Below are 4,394 nucleotides of genomic sequence, written 5' to 3' on the forward strand. Positions count from 1 at the left end.
CTATTTATACTCGCTACTCTAGCGATAAGCAAAACCCAACTTCATTAGCTGATCAAGAGCGTATTTGTAAGAAATGGATGAATGAAAATGGTCTTGAGCTCACTAGAAACTATCAAGATGGTGAATGCCGTGGGTCCGTTCCAACTCAATACCGACTTGCCGCAGGTCAATTGATTCAAGATGCAAAATCAGGCTGCTTTGACGTGATAGTTATTGAAGCGTTGGATCGTTTCACTAGAAACCTTGCCGACCAGGAAAAAACAATCAATAAATTGGAATTGCTCGGTATTCGAGTGATAGCTGTCAATGAAGGTTATGATACCGAGGATTCTGGTCGATATATTAAGCGAGTAATGCATGGTGCAATGAGCGAGCAGTATTTGCGTGATTTAGGTAAGAAAACACATCGAGGAATGTCAGGTCAGGTCGCAAGAGGGTTTTCTGTTGGTGCAGCGCCATTTGGGTATCGGAATATTAGAACCGAACATGGTTCGAATACTGAGATTAATCCAGAAGCTGCTAAATGGGTGATATGGATATTCAAAGAGTTTGCCAGCGGTCGCTCCTGCCAGAGTATTGTGTATGAGTTGAATGAGATGAAGATTAAGAGCCCAAGGGGGAGTAGTTGGAGTGCTTCTGCTTTGTATGGTAGCCCTAAGAAGGGTTCAGGTATATTGAATAATGAGCGTTACCGAGGACGATATATATGGAATAGAGCTCAGTGGCGCTTGGATTATGATACCGGAAAGAAGGTTCGTATAGAGAGACCGGAATCAGAGTGGAGCGTTAATGAGCGAGAGGATTTACGCATCGTCTCTGACGAATTATGGGCGAAAGTTAGGCTTCGATTTAAAGAATCACGATATAAATGCGGAATAAAAGGTAAAGGTGGTCGTGTTCGATCGTTGTTGGGTGGTCTAATGACGTGCGGTAAGTGTGGTGGTTCAGTTGTGGCCGTTGGTTCCCATTCATATGGATGTTCAAGCCGTATGAACAGAGGCTCTTCAATATGTGACGGTGTAAATGTGAGCAGAAAGAAGGCCGAACGGAATTTATTGTCAGATTTTAAAAGGGGCTTGCTGAGTGATGAATTAATAAACTTGGTTTATGACAAAACAACCAAGGAGATTCATAAGAGTTTAAATAATCAAGGATCAGACAGAGCTAGCTTGTCAAAAAGGCTTGAGGAAATAAATAAGAAGATTGATAGGTATGTCGAAGCAATTGGAAAGATGGGAAGTTCTGATTCTTTGCTTGCTCAACTAGAGTCTGTTGAAACTGAGAAGTCTCAAATTAAAGCAGAACTATCTCAAGAGCAGAAAGACATAGAGCTTCCTAAATACAAAGAAGTGAAAAGGCTCTATGAGAATAAGGTTAATGGTTTGCCGCACTCAATGGAAAAGGATATTAGCAAAGTGAGGCGCTGCTTAATGGGCTTTTTGGGTGAGATTGAAATAAATAAGGTGGGAACCGAAATTTACGCGACGTCTAAATCAAATCGCTATGAATCTTATAGATTGAACTGAATCGATTGATTTTCAATGTATTAGCCTAGCGCTGTCACGCCCTAGGCTAATATAAGGACTATTCGCTAAAAGTTGAATCTTGATCTAGTTATGCGCCAAATGAACTCATAGAAAGACTCGCTACCATACCCAGCTAAAAATCTTATGGAAGAGAAAATGCCATTCACCACCAACATGAAAATTGATAGCACAACTAGAAAGAACACTCCGAAAACAACTCCTCCCAAGAAATTGATTTGAGTCATTTCCCATGCTGTAGATAGCGTAGTTATCAATCCAGGGTGAACTATCTTGATGTTTACGGCTACTGGAACTAAGAAGCATGCTGCACATAGGCATATAAAAGCGGCAATTTGTTTATGTTTTTCAGTTAATTTCATGTTATTCCCTTTTTGTTGATTAGACCTTATATATAAAGGTTGTTTGGGGCTGACTTTCTAATATTCAAGGTGGATTATCTCCACAAACACCTAAAGAATAGATACTGTGCTAGAGTATTTTCTTAAATACCTACAAGAATAAGGGGCAGTTCAATGAAAGTGGTTGTCTACGCACGCTATTCAACAGACAAGCAAAGTGAATCATCAATAGATGATCAAATTCGTTTGTGTAATGTAAGGATAGATTTCGAAAACTGGCAACTACTCAATGCATACAGGGACGAAGGTGTATCTGGCTCTGTTCCTGTGGCTAAACGAATTGGTGGTGTTCAGCTTTTAGCTGATGCTATGGCTAATAAATTTGAAATACTGCTACTCGAAAGTTTGGATCGACTTAGTCGCGATCTTGTAGAACAAGAGACAGTAGTAAGGCGTCTAGAGCATCGAGGTATTCGAATTTTAGGGTTGTCGGATGGCTATGATTCAGAGCAATCAGGTAGGCAGCTCGTGCGAGGAATGAGGGGACTCATCAATGAAATGTATCTGGAAGACCTCAAAAAGAAAACCCATCGAGGTATGTCTGGACAAGTTTCAAGAGGCTTTGCTGCAGGAGCTGCTCCATTCGGATATCAAAACATTAAGACTGAACAGGGTTCAAATATAGAGATCAATCCAGATGCTGCTGAATGGGTGAATTGGATTTTTGAAGAGTTTGCTGGTGGTCGCTCATGCAAGAGCATAGTTTGCGAGTTGAATGAGAAGAAAATTAAGAGCCCTCGCGGTTCCAGCTGGGGAATATCTGGTTTGTATGGCAGCCCCGCTAAAGGCTCTGGTTTATTAAACAATGAGCTCTATAGAGGTCGTCATATTTGGAATCGATCTCAGTGGACTAAGGATCCGGATTCTGGAAAGCGTGTTCGTATAGAGAGATCGGAATCAGAGTGGAGTATTAATGAGCGAGAAGATTTACGCATTGTCACCGAAGAACTATGGGAAAAGGTAAGAGCACGTTTTAAAGAGTCTCGATATAAAGGTGGGATAAAAGGAAAGGGGGGGCGTGTTAGATCATTATTGGGCGGCTTAATGTCTTGTGGTAAATGTGGCGCTCCCATTGTGGTTGTTAGTTCTCACTCATACGGATGTTCAAACCGAATGAACAGAGGTCCTTCAATATGTGAAGGCGTGAATGTTAATCGCAAAGAAACCGAACAGAAGCTACTTACTGAAATTCAGGACATGCTACAAAGTGATGAATTGGTCGAGTTTGCGTATGTTGAGTCGCTTAAGGTATTAAATGAACTCTCTGCTGGGAAAGGTGATTCCAGGAAAGCATTGCTTCAAAGAATAGATGAGCTCGATAAAGAGATAGAAAGATATATTGAGGCAATAGGGGCAATCGGAATATCCGGGTCGATAGCCGAGAAACTCAAATCTGCTGAATTTGAAAAGATACAAATCAACGAACAGTTATCTCAAGAGTCTGAAGAAACTGAATTACCAGAGCTGTCGGTAATTAAAAAACTATACAAAGCCTGGGCTTTCGAGCTACAAGAGTCGAGAAAAAATAGTACTAATGAAACTAGAGATTATTTAAAAGATATCTTGAGAGAAGTCGAGATTAACAAAGAAGGCTCAGAAATTTATGCCCATATAAAAACAAACCCAGTTGCATCGTTAAACGCAACTGGGTCTGTAGGTGTGGTAGCGGGGGCCGGATTTGAACCGACGACCTTCGGGTTATGAGCCCGACGAGCTACCAGGCTGCTCCACCCCGCATCAATCTCGTCTTGATCAAGGTTTGTTGCCTCAATCAATGTGCGCGTATACTATCCATCGATGTGCTTCCCGTCAAGCCTAATTCCATCTTATTTAATAAAAACGGATTTTTATGTGTTAATTAATGCGGGTGGCGGGTGAATTCACTGTCTGGTGATGATCTGAGTCCAATTGCCGCGATAAAATTGCGTTATGCTTCTACAGAGGAAGCGATTTAAACTACAATATACAGATGTCTTAGTTATACCTATCCCAAGCCGGAGATTCTTGGATGCCCTCAGTTGATGACCTCGTTGCGACCGCGAGGCGTAACGAAATAATCGCTCGTAACCTCTTCGATATAGAAGTTGCGATTATGAACATTACTCGTTGTTCGGACTTCTTTATGGCGCTGGTGTCGCTGGTGCAGGAAAAGTTCGAAATCGAGCATGTGTGGACGGTTTTGACGGAAACGCCTTCTAACGCTCATCTGATTGATACTTTGCGCGAAGCTGAGCGTAAAGCTGATAAAGAAGCGCCTGTCATTCTGCGCACAGTGAGTATGGTGGATTTTCTAGGAGCGACTCAGAGTGTCCGAGAGCCAATTTTGGTTAGTCGTGACATCAAGCGCTATCACTCGCTCATGCCTATTGAAGTGAAACGCAATGCCGAGCCTCACGGTGTTCGTTCGCTGGCTGTATTGCCTATTGTGATTGATAGCAAGGTTGTAGGG

The 4,394-nt window shown here is 42.0% G+C and carries 2 protein-coding genes, 1 tRNA gene and 1 pseudogene; 3 read left to right on the forward strand and 1 reads right to left on the reverse strand.

The window, feature by feature from the left end:
* Together A3761_RS10795 and A3761_RS29010 are read left to right on the forward strand one after the other, a co-directional pair.
* The coding region (locus A3761_RS10795; RefSeq protein ID WP_068750204.1) for a recombinase family protein at window positions 1-1,526 on the forward strand (1,526 nt) is incomplete at its 5' end.
* 533 nt (window positions 1,527-2,059) lie between these two features.
* Window positions 2,060-3,649 (forward strand): recombinase family protein, encoded by a 1,590-nt coding sequence (locus tag A3761_RS29010; protein WP_369808219.1) that lies wholly within the window; start codon window positions 2,060-2,062, stop codon window positions 3,647-3,649.
* Here the strand turns inward: A3761_RS29010 and A3761_RS10805 are convergent.
* A tRNA-Met gene (locus A3761_RS10805) sits at window positions 3,606-3,682 on the reverse strand. The genes A3761_RS29010 and A3761_RS10805 overlap by 44 nt on opposite strands.
* A 271-nt stretch (window positions 3,683-3,953) precedes the next feature.
* Here A3761_RS10805 and A3761_RS10810 point away from each other — a divergent pair.
* A pseudogene (locus tag A3761_RS10810) lies at window positions 3,954-4,394 on the forward strand (hypothetical protein); the annotation flags it as partial.

This window comes from Oleiphilus sp. HI0123 (assembly GCF_001635315.1).

Bases quoted from the DNA above. Each gene is read 5' to 3' on its own strand.
- A3761_RS29010 (WP_369808219.1), top strand. From the start codon at position 2,060: ATGAAAGTGGTTGTCTACGCACGCTATTCAACAGACAAGCAAAGTGAA.